The following is a 16992-nucleotide window of genomic DNA, read 5'->3' on the forward strand; positions in this document are numbered from 1 at the left end:
ACCGGAAGCCGCCGGACACAGCTGTGTCCGGCGGCTTCCGGTTGTTTTCAGAACTTCACACGCTCGGCGATATAGGCCTTGACCTGATCGATGGGGATCCGGACCTGCTCCATGGTGTCCCGCTCCCGGACGGTGACGCAGTGGTCGGCCTCGGTCTTGTCGTCCCCCACGGTCTGGAAGTCCACCGTAATGCAGAAGGGCGTGCCGATCTCGTCCTGGCGGCGGTAGCGCTTGCCGATGGAGCCGGCCTCGTCGTAGTCAACCATAAAGTCGCGGGCCAGCGCATCCCGCAGCTCCAGCGCCTTCTCCCCCAGCTTCTTGGACAGGGGCAGCACGGCGCATTTGAAGGGGGCCAGGGCCGGATGGAAGCGCATGACGGTGCGCACGTCGTTCTTCTCGGCGTCCACGACCTCCTCGTCGTAGGCTTCCACCAGAAACGCCAGCGTGACCCGGTCGGCGCCCAGGGAGGGCTCGATCACGTAGGGGATATAGTGCTCGTTCTTCTCCTGGTCGAAGTAGGTCAGGTCCTTGCCGGAGTGCTCCTGATGCTGCTTCAGGTCATAGTCCGTGCGGTCGGCCACGCCCCAAAGCTCGCCCCAGCCGAAGGGGAATAAAAACTCAAAGTCGGTGGTCGCCTTGGAATAGAAGGCCAGCTCCTCCGGCTCGTGGTCCCGCAGGCGCAGGTCCTCGTCCTTGATGCCCAGGTTCAGCAGCCACTGATGGCAGAACTCCCGCCAGTAGGAGAACCACTCCAGGTCGGTGCCCGGCTGGCAGAAGAACTCCAGCTCCATCTGCTCGAACTCCCGGATGCGGAAGATAAAGTTGCCCGGGGTGATCTCGTTGCGGAAGGACTTGCCCACCTGGCACACGCCGAAGGGCAGCTTTTTCCGGGTGGTGCGCTGGATGGCCGGGAAGTTGACAAAGATGCCCTGGGCCGTCTCGGGGCGCAGATAGACCTCGGTGCTGCTGTCCTCGGTGACGCCCTGGTGGGTCTTGAACATGAGGTTAAACTTGCGGATATCGGTAAAATCGCTCTTGCCGCAGCCGGGACAGGTAACGCCGTTGTCCCGGATAAAGGCCACCAGCTCGTCCTGGGTCATGGCTTCCACGTTCACGTCGGTACGGGCGTTCTCCGCGCACCAGTTCTCGATGAGCTTGTCGGCCCGGTGGCGCATTTTGCAGGCCTTGCAGTCGATCAGCGGGTCGTTGAAGGTGGAGACGTGGCCGGAGGCCACCCACACCTCGGGATTCATGAGGATGGCGGCGTCCAGGCCCACGTTGCAGGGGCTCTCCTGGACAAACTTTTTCCACCAGGCGCGCTTGACGTTGTTCTTCAGCTCCACGCCCAGGGGGCCGTAATCCCAGGAATTGGCCAGCCCGCCGTAAATCTCGCTGCCCGGATAGACGAACCCCCGCCCCTTGCAGAGGTTGACGACCTGCTCCATGGTCTTTTCCGTATTTTTCATCGAAACACACTCCTTTATGGTAATTTCTGCGCAAAACAAAACGCCCTGAGCATCTGCTCAGGGCGAACGTTGTCCGCGGTGCCACCTGAATTCGGGATTTCCGGGGAAATCCCGCGCTCTTGCCCGGTAACGGCGGGTCCGGCGGGGCATTTCCGCCCCGCGGCTCGCGGGCGCCTTCCCGCCGGTTCCCGCAGAGCCTCGCACCGCCCGGCTCCTCTCTGAAACGGGTCCCGGGGTACTCCTCCCGGTCCTTGCCTTTCCTTCGTGAGGGGTATTGTATCACCTTTTCCCCGGAGCGTCAAGCAAAACCCTCCGGGCAGGCGGGGCGCATCAGCTCAGCAGCAGGTCGATATCCGCCACGTCCAGGCCGCTCTGCAGCGCCAGATCGATCCCGTATCCGATCACCTTGGCCAGGTCGCCGACCTGGGTATCCACCTCCCGGGGGGTGACGATCAGGTTCTCCCCCGCCCCGGACAGGGCCGCCGGGTCCAGGTCCTCCCGGCCCGCCTCGCTCAGCAGGTCGCAGGCCAGGGTAGCCGCGTCCACCACCGTGGGCACGCCGATGGCAATGACGGGCACCCCCAGCGTCTCCCGGTTCAGGGCCATACGGTGGTTGCCCACGCCCGAGCCGGGGACGATGCCGGTATCGGAGAGCTGCACCGTCCGCCCCACCCGGCGCAGGCTCCGGGACGCCAAAGCGTCCACCGCCAGCACGCAGGCCGGGCGGGTCTTTTCCACCACGGCGGAAATAAGTTCCCCGCTCTCCATGCCGGTGGTGCCCAGCACCCCCGCCGCCAGGGCGGACACGGGCCGGAACGCGCCGAACTGCTCCGGGACCTGCTCTACCAGATGGCGGGTGACCAGGGTGTAGTCGGCGGCCTTGGGGCCGATCCCGTCCGGCGTGATGGCCCGGTTGCCCAGGCCCGCCACCAGCACCGCATCCCCCTCCTTCAGGTCCAGCAGGCCGCGCAGCTCCGCCGCCAGTGCCCGGGCCGCCCGTGGAAACGCGTCCTCCTCCCGGCGCAGCAGGCCATCCAGCTCCACCGTGATATAGGTCCCCACCGGCTTGCCCAGGGCCTGGGCGCCGCTTTCGTCCAGGATACGCACAGTCGTGACCTTGTAGCCCTCCCGCACGCTGTCCCTGGCCTGCACGCCTCTGAGCTGCGTGGTCTCCCCCGCCTGCTCCTGCCAGAGCTGTGTGGCCTCCACCGCCAGGTCTGTCCGCCGTTTCAACATGTGCAGTACTCCTTTCGCGGCACAAGATATGGTGCCGTCTTCCCGATTTGGTACTATTTTTTGCCCAAGCGCAGGTCCTATGCAAAAAAGTATGAAAAAATCGAAAAAAATAGTTGCAATTTTGGGGCTTGGCTGTTACAATAAATATCTGCACGGGCAAACTGTGTATCAAATCATATCGTCATCGGAGGAGGTGTTTGGTTTGCCGAATATTAAGTCTGCCAAAAAGCGTGTCCTGGTCAACGCAACCAAGGCTGCGCAGAACAAGGCCGCTAAGTCCGCGCTGAAGACCGACATCAAGAAGTTCGAGGCCGCGGTGGCCGAAGGCAACCGCAGCGAGGCCGAGGGCGCTTACAAGGTGGCCGTCAAGGCGGTTGACAAGGCTGCGGGCCACGGTCTTCTGCACCAGAACAACGCCGCGCGCAAGAAGAGCGCTATGACCCTCAAGCTCAACAAGCTGGCCTGACCGGACCTGGGTCAACAGAAACCGCCTGCACATGCAGGCGGTTTTTTGCTGCTTGATGCGGTTATCCTGTTACGGTGAGGAGGTGTTCCTTTGAAGGACCTGCTGCAAAAGGAGCCGGTCAAATTTGCCCTGGAACTGGCGGATATCTATTTTTCCAAGCGGGTGGCCCGCTCCGCGGCGGAACTGGCCTATTTCCTCATTCTCACCTTTTTCCCCATCCTCATCTGTCTCAACGCCTTTATCGGTCTGCTCCACGTGGATATCAACACCCTGATGGAGGCCGCCGCTCCCTTTTTTCCAAAGGAAACGGTCAGCATTCTGGCCGATTACGTCAGCTATATTACCACCAACCAGTCTTCCGGCCTGCTGGCGGCGGGGGTGGTGATGACGCTCTTCTCCTCCTCGGCGGCGTTTCGCGCCCTGATGAACATTATGGGCGAGATCTACGAACGCAAGAGCTACCGGGGCGTGTGGCAGATCGTGGCCAGCGTGGCGTTTTCCATCCTCTTTCTCGTCACGATCTACCTCTCCCTGGCCGTCCTGCTCACCGGCGAGTGGCTGTTTCAGCTGGCGGAGCAGCTGTTCCACCTGAACAGCGGCACCCTGCCCTGGGACTGGCAGTGGCTGCGCTTTCTCATCCTGTTCTGCCTGGTGCTCCTGTTCGTGATGGTAGTCTACCGCATGTCCGCCCCCCGGGGCAAGCCCCGTCCCCCCCTTCTGACCGGCGCGGTGCTCTCCTCCGCCGCCCTGGTGGCCGCCTCGGCCCTGTTCTCCTGGTTCATCGGCATGTCCTCCCGGTATTCCCTGGTGTACGGGTCCCTGGCCTCGGTCATCATCCTGCTGGTCTGGCTCTATCTCTGCGGTAATATTCTGATCCTGGGCAATGTGTTCAACTGCGTCTGGTACCGGCGCAAAAAAATACGCTATCTGAAAAAGCTCCGGGAGCAGGACGCGCCCTGACCGCTCCGCCCCGCGGCCGCAAAAGCGGAAACGCCGCTTCTGCAGCAGCAAAGCCGTGCGCATCTGCGCACGGCTTTGCTGCGTTTTTCCTATTGATACTTCCGGCTCTCCGCCACGGCCAGCTCGTCGCAGCGGTTATTATACTGGTTCTGGGCGTGGCCCTTGACCCAGTGCAGGTGCACCGTATGGTATTCGCACAGCTCCAGCAGGCGCCCCCACAGATCGCTGTTCAGGGCCGGTTTCTTATCGGACTTGATCCAGCCCCGGGCCCTCCAGCCCTTGGCCCAGCCCTTCTCCAGCGCGTCGACGACGTACTTGGAGTCGGAATAGAGCTCCACGGCGCAGGGCTGCTTCAGCGCCTCCAGGGCGGTGATGACGCCGGTAAGCTCCATGCGGTTGTTGGTGGTGTGGGCCTCCCCGCCGGAAAGTTCCTTCTGAACCGCCCCGTATTGCAGGATGGCCCCCCATCCGCCGGGGCCGGGATTGCCGGAGCACGCCCCGTCCGTATAGATGGTGACCGTTTTCATATACCCTCCTTGGGGGCGGTCCTGCCGCACGCGGCAGCGTGCGCCGGCCACTTCCGCCCGGTAATCGCTTAACCGCCTAGGGCCGGGATCGCCGGAGCACGCCCCGGCGCAGATGGCGGCTTGCCCCGCGGCCCCTTACAGCTCGTTCAAAATTTCCTTCCGCTTCTGCTCGTACTCCTCCTGGGTGATCAGACGCTGGTCATAGAGCGCGCGCAGCTGTTCCAGCCGGGCCTGGGGGGAAGCGGGGGCGCAGGTCTGCTCCTCCGCCCCGTCCTCTTCGATGCGGATCTCGGGGCCCACATAGCTCTTGCCGAAGGCCTGATAAAAATTCATGCCCGTGATCCCGACGGCGATCAGCGTCCAGAGGATTCCGAAGGGACCGAAGGTGGGAATCGCCACAAACAGGCCGATCAGCACGAAAAGGATCCCCACCACGCCGCCGAAGACGGCCTGGCTCTTACTGGGCCGATAGGTCATACGCCGGTTTCGTCTCATTTCAGCCCTCCTCGGCGGCCTCGCCGGAGTCTTCCTCCTCCTCATGGTCGGTGCGGGCGAAGGAGATGACCTTGACCCCCTCCTCCAGGTTCATGATCTTCACGCCCTGGGCGGCGCGGCCGTAGACGGAGATGCCGGACACGGCCATGCGGATGATGACGCCGGCGTCGCTGATGACCAGGATATCGTCCTCGTCGCTGACCACCTTGACGCCCACCACCGGGCCGGTCTTCTCGGTGACCTGGTAGCCCTTCAGGCCGAAGCCGCCCCGCTTCTGCGGGCCGTCGGCGCGGATATACTCGTCCATCAGGGTGCGCTTGCCGTAGCCGTTCTCGGTGACCATCAGCACCTGATGGTCGTACTTGGCCCGGGCGGCGCCGATGACATAGTCCCCCGGGCGCAGGTTGATGCCCCGCACGCCGCAGGCGTCCCGGCCCATGCAGCGCACGTCGTTCTCCAGGAAGCAGATGGCCATCCCGTCGTGGGTGGCGATGAGGATGCACTGCTCCCCGTCGGTCTCCCGCACGCAGATCAGGTCGTCCCCCTCGTCCAGGGTGATGCAGCGGATGCCCGCCTTGCGGGCGGTATTGATGGCGGAGAGCTGGATGCGCTTTACCGTGCCGTTTCGGGTCACCATGACCAGGTAGCGGTCTTCGGGGAATTCCCGCAGGTGGATCATGGCGGTGACCTTCTCATCCTGCTCCACCGGCAGCACATTGCCGATGTAGGTGCCCTTGGCCGTGCGCCCCGCCTCGGCGATCTGATAGCCCTTCTTCCGGTGGACCCGGCCCTTATTGGTAAAGAAGAGGATAAAATCATGGGTGGAGGCGGTGAAGACCGTTTCCACATAGTCCTCGTCCTTGAGGGTCTGGGCGGTGATGCCCTTGCCGCCCCGGCGCTGGGCCTTGTAGGCGGAAACGGGGGTGCGCTTGATATACCCGGCGGCTGTGAGGGTGAAGACGCACTCCTCCTCCTCGATCAGGTCCTCCACGTCCAGATCGTCCTCGGCAAAGGCGATCTCGGTGACCCGGTCGTCGCCGTATTTGCTGCGGATCTCGGTCAGTTCGTCCTTGAGCACCTGCTTCAAAAGGCCCTCGTCGCTGAGCAGCTGGTTGAAGTAGGCGATGCGCTCCTCCAGCTCCTTGTACTCGGCCTCCAGCTTCTCCCGGTTCAGGCCCTGAAGGGCGATCAGGCGCATTTCGCAGATGGCCTGGGCCTGCACGTCGTCCAGGCCGAAGCGCGCCATCAGGTTTTCCTTGGCGTTGTCATAGCTCTGGCGAATGATCCGGATGACCTCGTCGATATTGTCCTGGGCGATGAGCAGTCCCTCCAGCAGGTGGGCCCGCTCCTGCGCCTTGCGCAGGTCGAACTTGGTGCGCCGGAGGATGACCTCCTCCTGGAAGGCCAGGTATTCGTCCAGGATATGCCGCAGGGAGAGGATGCGGGGCTGGGACTGGTTGTTGACCAGCGCCAGCATGTTGATGGCGAAGGTGATCTGGAGCTGGGTCTGGGCAAACAGCCGGTTGAGCACCACCTGGGCGTTGGCGTCCTTCTTCAGCTCGATGACGATGCGCATGCCGTTGCGGTCCGACTCGTCCCGAATGTCGGAGATCCCCTCCAGGCGCTTGTCCTCCACCTGGTCGGCCATGTTCTTGATAAGCATGCGCTTGTTGACCTGATAGGGGATCTCGGTGACGATGATGCGGGTGCGGTTGTTGCCGAACTCCTCAAACTCCGTACGGGCCCGGACCCGGATGTGTCCCTTCCCGGTGGCGTAGGCCTGCCGGATGCCGGCCCGGCCCATGATCATGCCCCGGGTGGGGAAATCGGGTCCCTTGACGTATTCCATCAGGTCGTCCAGGGTGGCCTCGGGGTTGTCCAGCACACAGACGGCCGCGTCGATGACCTCCCGCAGGTTGTGGGGCGGGATGTTGGTGGCCATACCCACGGCGATGCCGCTGGAGCCGTTGACCAGCAGGTTGGGGAAGCGGCTGGGGAGCACCCGCGGTTCCTTCCGGGATTCGTCAAAGTTGGGGTCCCAGTCTACCGTCTCCTTTTCGATGTCCCGCAGCATCTCCTGGGAGATCTTGTCCAGCCGGGCCTCGGTGTACCGGTAGGCGGCGGGGGGGTCTCCATCCACGGAGCCAAAGTTGCCGTGGCCGTCCACCAGAGGGTAACGCATGGAGAAATCCTGGGCCAGTCGGACCAGCGCATCGTAGACGCTGGCGTCGCCGTGGGGATGGTAGCGGCCCAGCACGTCGCCCACGCAGGTGGCCGACTTTTTAAAGGGCTTGTCGTGGGTCAGGTTATCCTCGTACATGGCGTAGAGGATGCGCCGGTGGACCGGCTTGAGCCCGTCCCGCACGTCGGGCAGGGCCCGGCCTACGATGACGCTCATGGCATATTCGATATAGGACTGCTCCATCTCGGGCACCAGAGGAGACGTGACGATCTTCTGGTCCGGGAAACGGATCTCCTCCGGATCATATTGGGGTTTTTTACTCATTCAATAACAGCCTTTCTCACTCAAAAAGGATTTACTGGTCCCGGCTGATCAGCCCGGCGTCTGCAGCATTTGGATCTGCTCCGCCGTCAGCTCCACATAGGGAATGGAAAGTTCCCTGGCCTCCCCCAGGTAGGGGGCCAGCCACGCCTGGTATTGGGACGCGTCCACCGGATGATCCCACGTGATGTCCCCTTCGGTGGTGATGTAGTAGACGAACCCGGTCTTGCTGGCGTCCACCTCGTCCGGGTATCCCTCCAGGCCAAGGGCCTTATCCCAGGCGTCCACCGCGCCCACCTGCTGGTAGCTGTCGCTCTCGGGCAGGTATTGGTAGAGGAAGTAGGGCCAGAAGGAGCCGCCCTTTCCCTGGTTGTGGGACCAGCCCGCCATGACGGCGCCATTATCGTAAAAGGTCAGCAGGGGAAATTCCTCCAATTGCTTGCGAAGCTCTCCCGTCGCCTCGTCCCAATCATAGACGAAGCCCCGCTCCCCGGCCACGATTGTGGTGGTGTAGAGAAGGATCAGCTCCTCCCTCCCGTCCCCGTCCACGTCCCAGACGGAAAACTGATTTTCCGCCATCGCCTCTCTCTCACGGATACTTCCGATATAGCCGCCGGAATCGCCGGTCCCGTCGGGCAGGACCCCCGTGTCCAGCAGCTTGTTCAGCGCGGCGCCATAGGCCGCCCGGGCGGGGGCGTTCTCCTCGCTCAGCATGGACATCTGCGGCGGCTCCGAGGTCGCTTCCGGCGTGGGCGACGGCTCAAGCTCGTCGGAAGGGCTGGGCGCGGGGGTCTGTACGGCAGCGGTGGGGGCCTGCTTCGGCGTATCCACAGCCGGGGTGCTCCCGCAGGCGGACAGCGTGAGGCACGCCGCCGTGCAAAGGGCGACCACACTTGCTTTTTTCATCTTGACGCCGCTCCTCTCCTGCTCAGTAGTCCAGATTCACGGCGTATTTGGCGTTGCGCTCGATGAATTCCTTGCGGGGCTCCACCTTCTCGCCCATGAGGATGGAGAACGTCTCGTCGGCCCGGATGGCGTCGTCCAGCTCGATGCGCTTCAGCGTGCGCTTCTCCGGGTCCATGGTGGTCTCCCACAGCTCATGGGGGTTCATTTCGCCCAGGCCCTTAAAGCGGGAGATATCCACCTTGGCGTTGGGGTTATCGCCCCGCAGCTCGCCGGAGATACGGTCCCGCTCCTCCTCCGAGAAGGCCAGCCGGGTGGTCTTGCCGCGGCTGAGCTTGAACAGCGGCGGCACGGCGGCGTAGACGTAGCCGTGCTCGATCAGCGGACGCATGAAGCGGAAGAAGAAGGTGAGCAGCAGCGTGCGGATATGAGAGCCGTCCACATCGGCATCGGCCATAATGATGACCTTGTGATAGCGCAGCCTGCTCACGTCGAACTCGTCCCCGATGCCCGCGCCCAGCGCGGTGATGACGGGCTGAAGCTTGTCGTTTCCATAGACCTTGTCGGCCCTGGCCTTCTCCACGTTGAGCATCTTGCCCCACAGGGGGAGGATGGCCTGGAAGCGGGAATCCCGGCCCTGGGTGGCCGAGCCGCCGGCGGAATCGCCCTCGACGATATAGATTTCGGTCAGTTCGGGGTTGTTTTCATTGCAGTCCCGCAGTTTATCGGGCATGGCGGCTCCGCCCAGCGCGGTCTTGCGGCGGATGGACTCCCGGGCCTTGCGGGCGGCCTCCCGGGCGCGGTTGGCCATCAGCGCCTTGTCCAGGATCGCCTTGCCCACCCCCGGGTTCTCCTCCAGAAATTCCTCCAGCTTGTCGCTGACGATACCCGCCACCAGGGTGCGGATCTCCGAGTTGCCCAGCTTGGCCTTGGTCTGGCCCTCAAACTGGGCGTCGGTGAGCTTGACGGAGATGATGCAGGTAAGGCCCTCCCGGCAGTCTTCGCCGGAGACCTTCTCCTCGTCCTTGAGAATCTTCATCTTTTTGCCGTAGTTGTTGAGAACGGTGGTCAGCGCCCGCTTAAAGCCCTCCTCGTGCATGCCGCCTTCCGGGGTGTGCACGTTGTTGGCAAAGGAGATGATGCTCTCGTTATACCCGTCGTTGTACTGGAAGGCCACCTCCGCCATGGAGTCTTCCCGGCTGCCGGACATATACACCACGCTGTCGTGGATGGGCGTTTTGGCCCGGTTGAGCCAGGTGACGAACTCCCGGATGCCGCCTGCGTAGTGCATCTCGTCGGACTGCTCCCGGCCGGCGCGCTCGTCGATAGTGCGGATGCGCACGCCCGCGTTGAGGAAGGCCTCCTCCCGCATGCGGGTATGAAGCGTTTCATAATTGTACTCGGTGATCTCAAACATGGACCGGTCGGGCTTAAAGACCACCTCGGTGCCGTGGCGCTCGGTGTCCCCCACCATCTGCATGGGCTGGGTCACATTGCCGCGGGAAAACTTCATCTCATAGATCTTCCCGTCTTTGTAGACCCGCACCTCCAGCCACTCGCTCAGGGCGTTGACCACGCTGGCGCCCACGCCGTGCAGGCCGCCGGAGACCTTATAGCCCCCTCCGCCGAACTTTCCGCCCGCATGAAGGATGGTAAAGACCACCTCCAGGGCGGGCTTCCCGGTCTGCTGCTGGATATCCACCGGGATACCGCGGCCGTTGTCCACCACCGTGATGATATCCCCCTCGGAGATCTTTACGGTGATCTCGTCGCAGTACCCGGCCAGCGCCTCGTCGATGGCGTTGTCCACGATCTCATATACCAGATGGTGCAGTCCGCTCTCCGAGGTGGAGCCGATATACATGCCCGGGCGCTTGCGGACGGCCTCAAGCCCCTCCAGCACCTGGATCTCGGATGCGCCGTACTCATGCTCCACCTGGGTGGCGCCGTTTTCAAAAGTTTCAGACATCAAATAACCTCCATTGGGATATCGGGCGGCCAAAGGCCGCCCCTACAAAGCGTTGTAGGAGCCGCCTTCGGCGGTCCGTCCTGCTTTATTCAAATAAATTGTTTTCCGCCCGGCCCCGCAGGGTGGCGGTGGAGAGCTGGGAAAGATAGACCACCGGCGCGTCCTGTCCGCTGCGGCAGAGCACAAAGGACTTGGGCAGCTCGTCGGAGACGTTGATCACCCTGCCCTCCCGCTGGGCCTGGTCCAGCATCCTGCGGGTGCGGTGGGACGCGCTGGTGTTGTCCAGGTCGAAGATGCCCACCACATCCCGGTAGGGCACGACCACCGATTGTCCTAAATGCAGATACATACGTCCGTTTCTCCTTTGCCTGCGGATACAATGCCGCTTTCACCGGCCGTCCACCACCCTGGGCCGCCAGAACCACTTCCAAAACCGCCAGCCGGCGAACAGGCCCGCCAGCAGCGCCAGAGCCGGCAAACCGGGGAAAAACAGCACCTGCGTCAGCGGGGAGACCTGCTCCGACGCCCAGAGGTTCCACCGTCCCGCCGCGATCAGAAGCGCCAGCACGGCCGCCGCCAGACCGGGCAGCACCCGCCACCGCTTTCTTCGGGTAAAGCGGCAGACCGCATATTGGATCACCGCCCCCAACAGAAACGGCAGCAAAACGAATCCAGCCAGGATGATCGGCATAGCGTCCTCCTTCTCCCCCGCGCCGGGCGGCGGGGCTCACACCAGCGTTCCTGCGTGAATGTGGAAGGTCTTCCCCTCCCGCAGGCGCCCCAGCCCCATATCCTCGCAGCAGGTGATAAAGACCTGGCCGCTGGTGATCCGGCCCAGCACGAACGCCTGCCGCCGCGGGTCCAGCTCGGAAAGCACGTCGTCCAGCAGCAGCACCGGCCATTCGCCCGTCTCCTGAAAAAAAATCTCCCGGCAGGCCAATTTCAACGACAGCGCCGCCGTGCGGGTCTGTCCCTGAGAGGCAAAGGTCTTGGCGCTTTTCCCGTCGATCTCCACGTCCAAATCGTCCTTATGGGGGCCGGAAAGGCATTGCCGGGACTCCAGTTCGGCCTGCCGGTGCCGCTCCTGATGCTCCAGCAGCTGGGGCAGGATCTCCCGCGGGGCGGCCTCCGGATCGGTCACGGTCTTCACCGTCTCATAATGCAGCTCCAACCGCTCCCGGCCTCCGGAAAAATCCAGATGGATGGCGGGCGTGACCTCCCGCAGGCGCTTGACGAAGTGGGCCCGGTAATGGATGAGCACCGCCCCCGTCTGGGCCATGCGGAGGTTGAATTCGTCCAGCGCGTCCAGCAGGGAGGGCTTTTCCGTACCGTCCCGGAGGATGCGGGTCTTGTGCTCATAAAGCCTGCGGTACTCGGCCAGGGCCTCGGCATACCGGGGGCGCAGCTGGCTGATGCAGCCGTCCAGAAACCGCCGGCGCACCAAGGCCCCCTCCCGGATCAGGTACAGATCCTCCGGGCAAAACAGAACGGTGTTCAGCACCCCCGCCAGCTCCCCGGCGGACTTGAGGCGCACGCCGTTGGAGAACAGCTGCCGCCGCCCGCCCCGGGAGAGGCGGGCCTCCAGCGTAAAATCCCGCTGCCGGGCGCTGACCTGGGCCTGCACAAAGGCGTGGTCCACCCCGAATTGGATCAATTCCCGGTCATACCGGGCCCGGTGGGAAGACGCGGTGGACAAATACGCCACTGCTTCCAGCAGATTGGTCTTCCCTTGGGCATTCTCCCCGTAGATCACGTTGACGCCCGGGTGGAACCCGGCCTCCAGGTGCAGGTAATTGCGGAAAAAATCCAGAGAGATGGAGCGGACGATCATAGGATCCTCAGCTTCACGGGCCCGAGCTGGGCGGTATCCCCGCTGCGCAGCTTCCGCCCCCGCTGTGTGCAGACGGCCCCGTTGACCAGCACGCCGCCGGCCTGGATCAGCTCCTTGGCCTCCCCGCCGGTCTCGGTGAGCCCCTCGAACTTCAGCAGCGCGTCCAGACGGATAAACTCGGTGATGATCTTCACATCTCGCTCTTCCATGCGCCCTCCTTGCCCGCCAGGGCCTCAAATCGTTGATACAGCTCCGGCCGCAGCCGCTTGAGCGCGGCCGGCCGTCCCTTCTTCCGGTCGTAGAAAAAGTGGCGGCTCTCCCCCTCGCACCGCAGTGTCCCCGTCTCAACGTCCACCATCCGGTAAGCCAGGGCCAGCCTGGCCGGGGAAAGAGCGATGATGGTCAGAAAAAGATCCACATGCGCCCCAAAGCGGGTCATGGAACGGTAATGGCAGCTGACGCCGGTCAGGGCGATGTCGATGCCCGCGTCCACCAGCGTCTCATAGCCGCAGCCCAGCTGCTCCATAAAAGCGGTGCGGGCCTCCCCCATCCAATGGATATAATTCCCATGGTAGACGATGCCCATGCCGTCCGTCTCATAGAACTGAACTTTTCTGCGGTAGGGCCTCCGTTCCATCAGTCTCCCGCCTTCAGCCGAACGGGCAGCACCATGTACAGAAAGTTTTCGTCGCCCTGGGTGGGCAGGATCACGCAGGGGGAGACGCCGGTGGTCAGCTCCAGGCGGACCCGGTCCGCGGGGGCGGCCTTGAGGGCGTCCATCAGGTACTTGTTGTTGAAGCCGATCTCCAGCCCCTTGCCGTCTCCGGAGATCGGGCACACGTCGGCGGCGTCCCCGATGGCGGTCTTGGTGGAGATGTTCAGCACCCCGTCGTCGAAGATGCAGCGCAGCGGACTTTTCAGCTTGTCGCTGATGATGAGGGAGACGCGGTCGATGGAGGAGATCAGGGCCCTGGTATCCCCCTCTACCTGAATGGTGTTGTTGCGGGGGATGGCCTGGCGGTACGCCAAAAATTCTCCCTCCAGCCGGCGGGAGACCAGCATGGTGCTGCCCACCTTAAACATCACATGCCGCGCGCCCTGGGTGACGCTGGCGCTCTCGTCGCTGTCGGCGCAGATTTTTTCCACCTCGCTCAGGGCCGCGCCTGGCACCACGAAGGAGAACGTCTCGGCGCCCTCCTTCTTTTCGATGGCCTCATGCCGCAGGGCCAGCCGGTAACCGTCCACCGACACGACGGTCAGTCCGCTCTCGTCCACCTCAAAAAGGCTGCCGGTGTGGATGGGCCGGCTTTCGTTGTCGCTGACGGCAAAAAGGGTCTGTCCGATCATGGACTTGAGTACGTTCTGGGGCAGCAGCAGGGAATTTTGATACTCCACGGCGGGCAGCTCCGGGAACTCCTCCGGGTCGGTGGCCAGGATATTGAATTCGCTCATGCCGCACTTGATGTTGACGGTATAGTTGGTGGACTGGAAGCTCACCATGTCGTCGGGCAACTTGCGGATGATCTCTCCGAACAGACGGGCGCCCAGCACCAGAGTGCCCTGCTCGGAGATTTCGGCGGGCACGGTGGTGCGGATGCCGGTCTCCAGGTTGTAGCCGGTCAGCCGCAGATCGTTTCCCGCTTCCAGAAGGATGCCCTCCAGGGCGGGGATGGAGCTTTTGGGGGATACCGCCCGGGAGGCGGTGGAGATGGCAGCCTGCAGCAGGGCCTTCTCGCAGGTGAATTTCATGGCGTAACCTCCGTTCGCATTTCTCTCTGCGCAGGAGAGGAAGGGATATGAGTTCGTAATAGTAAGCCGTAGGGAAAAAAGATGTGGAAAACCGCCGCAAAGCGTTCGCAGGCAAGAAAAAGCGCGTCCACAGGGGTTGGGGAGAAAACAGCGGCTTTTCCCCACAGAGGGGGAAAGGGGCCGGGTTTTCCCCCTTACGTTGTCCACATCTGCACAAAAAGCGGTGGAAATGTGGAAAAAACAAACATCCGCTTCTATTCGTACCGGGCGTTGATGTTGGTGTTGATATCCTTGATGACTTCGGCCACCTCAGGGGACTGCTTCATCAGCTTTTCCACCCGTTCGATGGAGTGCATGACGGTGGTATGGTCGCGGTTGTCGAATTCCCGGCCGATCTCTTTCAGGGACAGGTTGGTCATGCGGCGGATCTGGTACATGGCGATCTGCCGGGCCAGGGCGGTATCCTTGGTACGTCCCTGCCCGCGGATGGCCTCGGCGTCGATGTTGTAGAATTTGCTGACTTCCTCGATGATGACGTCGGAGGAGGGGAGAAAGTCGGCCTTGTCCTTGAACATGTCCCGCACCGCCCGGGTGACGGTGTCCACGTCCACGCTTTCCCCCATCAGCTCCTGGAAGGCCAGGATCTTGTTGACGGTGCCTTCGATCTGGCGCACGTTGGAGGTGATGTTGTCGGCGATGTACTGGAGCACCGGGTCGGGCAGATTCATGCCCCGGCGGATGGCCTTGTTTTTGATGATGGCCACGCGGGTCTCATAGTCGGGGGGCTGGATGTCCACGGGCAGGCCCCACTCGAACCGGGTGCGCAGCCGGTCGTCCAGCCGCAGCATCTCCTTGGGGGGACGGTCGGCGGTAAAGACGATCTGCCGTCCGGCCTCGTAGAGCGTATTGAAGGTATGGAACATCTCCTCCTGGGAGCTCTCCTTGCCGGCGATGAACTGTACGTCGTCCATCAAGAACACGTCGGCGTAGCGGTACTTCTCCCGGAATTCCTGATTGCGGCCCTCCCGGATGGCCTGGATGAGCTCGTTGGTAAAAGAGTCGCCCTTGATATACACGATGCGGAAATTGGGGTTGCCGGCATGGATCTTGTGGGCGATGGCGTAGAGCAGGTGGGTCTTGCCCAGGCCGGATTCCCCGTAAATGAACAGGGGGTTATAGGTCTGGGCGGGCCGCTCGGCCACCGCGAGGGCGGCGGCATGGGCGAATTTGTTGGACGCGCCCACCACAAAACGCTCGAAGGTATATTCCTCCGTGCCGGGCAAAAAAGTCTCGTCCGCCGGCTTGCCGTACCCCTCCAGCTCTCCCTCTCCCAGCACCGTGACCTTGAAGTCGGCGGAAAACAGCTCGTGGAGGGCCTTTTGGATGGCGGGCACATACCGGGAGACGATGATGTCCCGTTTGAAGTTGGAAGGCGTGTGCAGGACGAAGGTATCCTCGTCCAGGGAGACGGCGATGGCGTCGTCGAACCAGGTGTTGATGGTGGTGGCGGTCATCTCCCCCTCCATCAGGGTGAGCACCTTGGCCCAGATATCAGCCGGGGAATTCATCCCGGATACCACCCCTTTCGTGTGAAGTTTCAATCGATTTATTATACCAGAAAAACCGTTCTCAAGCAACATTTTCACCTCATACATTATAAAAATAAAATGGGAGAGGAGGGAGGAAGCGCGCCGCCCCGTTTTCTGGAAGGAGGCGGCCCCGTGCGGCAGGGAAAAAGAGGCGGGACTTGAGCTGGAAGAGCCTGGGGGACACAATATGTTGTACCGGGAAAAAGGTTGTAAAAAAAGATGCATCCAAGGGGAAAAAATATAGTTGACAGGCCATTTTGAAATAGGCTATAATATCATCTGCATCTGCATCGTGTGGTCTCATGCGGTGTAAAGCAATTTTACTTTGACGACCGCAGCCGGGCCCGTCCGGCTGTTGTGGTGGGCGGGGGAAACTCCGCTTGATTTTCGTACAGGAGGTGTACCCAAAATGGTTCGTACCTATCAGCCCAAGAAGCGCCAGCGCTCCAAGGAGCACGGGTTCCGCAAGCGCATGCGTACCGCCAATGGCCGCAAGGTGCTGGCGCGCCGCCGCGCCCGGGGCCGCGCCCGTCTGACCCACTGATGCGCGCAGCAAACGGAATAGGGCTTTCATAAAAGGGGCGGAGGAGCGATCCTACCGCCCCTGCGCAGCATGCAGAGAAAAAGGGGAAAGCAGCGTGAAACATACCGTCTCCCTCAAGCAGAACCATGAATTCCGCCGTCTTTACAGCAAGGGAAAAAGCGCCGTCTGCCCCTGCCTGGCCCTGTACTGCCGGAAAAACCGGCAGGGGCGCAGCAGGCTGGGGATCACCGTGGGGGTGAAAGTAGGCAAGGCCGTGTGCCGTAACCGCACCCGCCGCCGTATCCGGGAGGCCTACCGCCTCCATGAGGAGCAGTTTCTTCCCGGATACGATTTGGTCGTGGTGGCCCGGGTCCGGGCCGGCCGCGCCCCCTACCGGGAGATCGAGCGCAGCCTGCTCCAGCTGGCGGACAAGCTGGGTCTGCTGCAAAAGGAGGCACGCTCGTGAAACGGCTGCTGCTGGCCCTGATCGGGGCCTACCGCAAGTACATTTCCCCCTGCCGTCCCCCCTGCTGCCGCTTCATCCCCACCTGCTCGGCGTACGCCCTGGAGGCGGTGGAGAAGTACGGCGCGTTCAAGGGGGGCGCGCTGGCCCTGCGGCGTATTCTGAAATGCCAGCCCTTCCACCGTCAGGCGTCCATCGAGTACGACCCCGTCCCTTAGAGCCGGACGGAGCCTTCTGCAGAATGCCGGCGGAACGGCCGCCGCGCCGCCCGCCCGTCCTTCGGCAGGTACTGAAACCGGCTTTGAAGCGGGA

General features: G+C 62.7%; 19 protein-coding genes and 1 other annotated feature. Of the genes, 5 read left to right on the forward strand and 14 right to left on the reverse strand.

The window, feature by feature from the left end:
* Positions 1-47 precede the first annotated feature (47 nt).
* Both H8S57_RS07150 and gpr read right to left on the reverse strand, forming a co-directional pair.
* Complete coding sequence (locus H8S57_RS07150; protein ID WP_186907397.1) at positions 48-1466, reverse strand: glycine--tRNA ligase; 1419 nt, start codon at positions 1464-1466, stop codon at positions 48-50.
* A gap of 55 nt (positions 1467-1521) precedes the next feature.
* Positions 1522-1727, reverse strand: a binding site (T-box leader).
* Positions 1728-1796: 69 nt separating this feature from the next.
* Positions 1797-2702, reverse strand: coding sequence for a GPR endopeptidase (gpr, locus tag H8S57_RS07155; RefSeq protein ID WP_186907398.1), 906 nt, complete (start codon positions 2700-2702; stop codon positions 1797-1799).
* Between the two features lie 202 nt (positions 2703-2904).
* Here gpr and rpsT point away from each other — a divergent pair, with 202 nt between their 5' ends.
* Both rpsT and H8S57_RS07165 read left to right on the forward strand, forming a co-directional pair.
* A complete protein-coding gene (rpsT, locus tag H8S57_RS07160; protein WP_207723730.1) occupies positions 2905-3168 on the forward strand; it encodes a 30S ribosomal protein S20 in 264 nt (87 codons plus the stop codon).
* Positions 3169-3258: 90 nt separating this feature from the next.
* The gene (locus tag H8S57_RS07165) at positions 3259-4128 is read left to right on the forward strand and encodes a YihY/virulence factor BrkB family protein (protein WP_186907399.1); all 870 of its coding nucleotides are present in this window, start codon (positions 3259-3261) and stop codon (positions 4126-4128) included.
* Between the two features lie 89 nt (positions 4129-4217).
* On the opposite strand, the gene rnhA is transcribed toward H8S57_RS07165, so the two are convergent.
* The 12 genes from rnhA to dnaA form a co-directional block, all read right to left on the reverse strand.
* Positions 4218-4655, reverse strand: coding sequence for a ribonuclease HI (gene rnhA / locus H8S57_RS07170; protein WP_186907400.1), 438 nt, complete (start codon positions 4653-4655; stop codon positions 4218-4220).
* 135 nt (positions 4656-4790) lie between these two features.
* Positions 4791-5150, reverse strand: coding sequence for an SHOCT domain-containing protein (locus H8S57_RS07175; RefSeq protein ID WP_186907401.1), 360 nt, complete (start codon positions 5148-5150; stop codon positions 4791-4793).
* Position 5151: 1 nt separating this feature from the next.
* Positions 5152-7656 (reverse strand): DNA gyrase subunit A, encoded by a 2505-nt coding sequence (gyrA, locus tag H8S57_RS07180; protein ID WP_186907402.1) that lies wholly within the window; start codon positions 7654-7656, stop codon positions 5152-5154.
* Positions 7657-7704: 48 nt separating this feature from the next.
* Positions 7705-8559, reverse strand: a complete 855-nt coding sequence (locus H8S57_RS07185) for a hypothetical protein (RefSeq protein WP_186907403.1) — start codon at positions 8557-8559, stop codon at positions 7705-7707.
* A 22-nt stretch (positions 8560-8581) separates the two neighbouring features.
* Positions 8582-10525 carry a DNA topoisomerase (ATP-hydrolyzing) subunit B gene (gyrB, locus tag H8S57_RS07190; protein WP_186907404.1) on the reverse strand — a complete coding sequence of 648 codons (1944 nt, stop codon included), beginning with the start codon at positions 10523-10525 and terminating at the stop codon, positions 8582-8584.
* A gap of 85 nt (positions 10526-10610) precedes the next feature.
* Positions 10611-10874, reverse strand: coding sequence for an extracellular matrix regulator RemB (remB, locus tag H8S57_RS07195; RefSeq protein ID WP_186907405.1), 264 nt, complete (start codon positions 10872-10874; stop codon positions 10611-10613).
* 39 nt (positions 10875-10913) lie between these two features.
* Positions 10914-11216 (reverse strand): Tat pathway signal protein, encoded by a 303-nt coding sequence (locus H8S57_RS07200; RefSeq protein ID WP_186907406.1) that lies wholly within the window; start codon positions 11214-11216, stop codon positions 10914-10916.
* A gap of 36 nt (positions 11217-11252) precedes the next feature.
* The gene (gene recF / locus H8S57_RS07205; protein ID WP_186907407.1) at positions 11253-12356 is read right to left on the reverse strand and encodes a DNA replication/repair protein RecF; all 1104 of its coding nucleotides are present in this window, start codon (positions 12354-12356) and stop codon (positions 11253-11255) included.
* Entirely contained in the window at positions 12353-12565 is a 213-nt protein-coding gene (locus H8S57_RS07210; protein ID WP_186907408.1) for an RNA-binding S4 domain-containing protein, read from the reverse strand. The genes recF and H8S57_RS07210 overlap by 4 nt, the downstream gene beginning before the upstream one ends.
* Positions 12547-12993 (reverse strand): acyl-CoA thioesterase, encoded by a 447-nt coding sequence (locus H8S57_RS07215; RefSeq protein WP_186907409.1) that lies wholly within the window; start codon positions 12991-12993, stop codon positions 12547-12549. Before H8S57_RS07215 ends, H8S57_RS07210 begins: the two co-directional genes overlap by 19 nt.
* On the reverse strand, positions 12993-14105 hold the full coding sequence (gene dnaN, locus H8S57_RS07220) for a DNA polymerase III subunit beta (RefSeq protein WP_186907410.1): 1113 nt from the start codon (positions 14103-14105) through the stop codon (positions 12993-12995). Before dnaN ends, H8S57_RS07215 begins: the two co-directional genes overlap by 1 nt.
* Positions 14106-14359: 254 nt before the next feature.
* The gene (gene dnaA, locus H8S57_RS07225; protein WP_186907411.1) at positions 14360-15673 is read right to left on the reverse strand and encodes a chromosomal replication initiator protein DnaA; all 1314 of its coding nucleotides are present in this window, start codon (positions 15671-15673) and stop codon (positions 14360-14362) included.
* 430 nt (positions 15674-16103) lie between these two features.
* Here dnaA and rpmH point away from each other — a divergent pair, with 430 nt between their 5' ends.
* From rpmH to yidD, 3 genes are all read left to right on the forward strand, one after another.
* Complete coding sequence (rpmH, locus tag H8S57_RS07235) at positions 16104-16238, forward strand: 50S ribosomal protein L34 (RefSeq protein ID WP_186566784.1); 135 nt, start codon at positions 16104-16106, stop codon at positions 16236-16238.
* Between the two features lie 94 nt (positions 16239-16332).
* Entirely contained in the window at positions 16333-16683 is a 351-nt protein-coding gene (gene rnpA / locus H8S57_RS07240) for a ribonuclease P protein component (RefSeq protein WP_186907413.1), read from the forward strand.
* On the forward strand, positions 16680-16898 hold the full coding sequence (yidD, locus tag H8S57_RS07245; protein WP_186907414.1) for a membrane protein insertion efficiency factor YidD: 219 nt from the start codon (positions 16680-16682) through the stop codon (positions 16896-16898). Before rnpA ends, yidD begins: the two co-directional genes overlap by 4 nt.
* Positions 16899-16992 lie beyond the last annotated feature (94 nt).

This window comes from Lawsonibacter hominis, from assembly GCF_014287895.1.
GTDB classification, from domain to species: domain Bacteria; phylum Bacillota; class Clostridia; order Oscillospirales; family Oscillospiraceae; genus Lawsonibacter_A; species Lawsonibacter_A hominis.